The sequence below is a fragment of the Albidovulum sp. genome (assembly GCF_049646345.1).
GTDB lineage: Bacteria > Pseudomonadota > Alphaproteobacteria > Rhodobacterales > Rhodobacteraceae > Albidovulum.
Genome location: NZ_JBARVQ010000124.1, coordinates 1 through 1,726, shown reverse-complemented (window position 1 = coordinate 1,726; position 1,726 = coordinate 1). Strand labels below are relative to the sequence as shown.

Sequence of the window (1,726 nt, the reverse complement as noted above, 5' to 3'; positions counted from 1 at the left end):
GGCCGGGATCGACTGCGCCGTGGCCGACATCACCAGCGCCGAATACGCCGCCATGCTGGCAACGCCGCCGGCCTTCCGCCCGGCCAACAGCCGGATGGACAACACCTCGTTCCAGACCGCCTTCGGCCTGCCGCGCCCGGACTGGCGCGCGGGCCTGCGCGACATATTGAAAGACCTTGGAGAGATTTGAGATGACGCAACGCAAGGGCATCATTCTGGCCGGCGGATCGGGCACCCGGCTTTATCCGATCACCATGGGCGTCTCCAAGCAGCTGCTGCCGATCTATGACAAGCCGATGATCTATTATCCGCTGTCGGTGCTGATGCTGGCCGGCATCCGCGAGATCTGCATCATCACCACGCCGCAGGATCAGGACCAGTTCATCCGCACCCTCGGGGACGGCGCGCAATGGGGCATCTCGCTGAGCTATGTGGCCCAGCCCAGCCCCGACGGGCTGGCGCAGGCCTATATCCTGGCCGAAGACTTCCTGGCTGGCGCGCCAAGCGCGATGGTGCTGGGCGACAACATCTTCTTCGGCCACGGCCTGCCCGAACTGATGGCCGAGGCCGATGCCGCGCCGACCGGAGGTACGGTCTTCGGCTATCACGTGTCCGATCCGGAACGCTATGGCGTGGTCGCCTTCGATGCCGACGGGTCGGTGAAGTCGATCATCGAGAAACCGAAGGTTCCGCCGTCGAACTATGCGGTGACCGGGCTCTACTTCCTTGATGGCACCGCCCCGGCGCGGGCGCGGCAGGTGCAGCCCTCCGAGCGCGGCGAGGTCGAGATCACCTCGCTGCTGGAGATGTACCTGTCCGAAGGGCAGTTGCGCGTCAGCCGGATGGGGCGCGGCTATGCCTGGCTTGACACCGGCACCCATGGCTCGCTGCTGGATGCCGGCAATTTCGTGCGCACGCTGGAAACCCGTCAGGGGTTGCAGACCGGCTGTCCGGAAGAGATCGCCTTTGATCAGGGCTGGATTTCGCGCGAGGAGCTGGCTGCACGGGCCGAGCTGTTCAAGAAGAACGGTTATGGTGCTTACCTTGCCGGATTGCTGGATTAGAGTCTGAAATGCGCCTGATCCTGCACATCGGGACGGAAAAGACCGCCACCACCACATTGCAGCATTTCCTTTATGACAACCGTGCCGCGCTGGCGGCACGCGGCGTCGGGCTGAGCGACGTGGCCGGCAGCCCGAACAACCGGCGTCTGGCCGCCTATTGCCAGCCCGACGGGCGGATCGACAATTTCTTTCGCGGCCGCAAGATCGCCACGCCCGAGGACAAGGCCGCCTTCTTCGCCGGCTTTGCCGAGGATCTGAGCGCCGAACTGGCCGGGCTTGGGACCGGGACGGTGATCCTGACCAGCGAGCATTTCCATTCCCGCCTGATCGACCGCGACTCGGTGCAGAAACTGCATGACCTGCTGGCGCCGCTGTTTTCCGAGATCCGCGTGCTGTGCTGGTTCCGCGAGCAGGCGGCGGTCGCACGCAGTCTCTATTCAACGGCGATCAAGGGCGGCAAGACAGTCGGCTTTGACGAATTCCTCGACGGCTGCACGCCCGACAGCCATCGCTACAACTATCACGACTCCTTCAGGCTCTGGGCCGATGTGTTCGGTGCCGACGCGCTGGTGGCGCGGCTGTTCGATCGCGCGGCATTCGTCGGCGGCGACATCGTCACCGATTTTCTGGATGCCGCCGGGATCGACCCCGACGGGCTGGCG

The 1,726-nt window shown here is 64.8% G+C and carries 2 protein-coding genes and 1 pseudogene; all 3 read left to right on the top strand.

What is annotated here, in order from left to right; translation table 11 throughout:
• The coding region (locus WBB85_RS03130; RefSeq protein WP_432637163.1) for a sugar nucleotide-binding protein at nt 1-190 on the top strand (190 nt) is incomplete at its 5' end.
• 1 nt (nt 191) lies between these two features.
• The gene (gene rfbA / locus WBB85_RS03125; protein WP_432637162.1) at nt 192-1,064 is read left to right on the top strand and encodes a glucose-1-phosphate thymidylyltransferase RfbA; all 873 of its coding nucleotides are present in this window, start codon (nt 192-194) and stop codon (nt 1,062-1,064) included.
• 8 nt (nt 1,065-1,072) lie between these two features.
• Nucleotides 1,073-1,726: pseudogene (locus tag WBB85_RS03120) on the top strand (hypothetical protein); the annotation flags it as partial.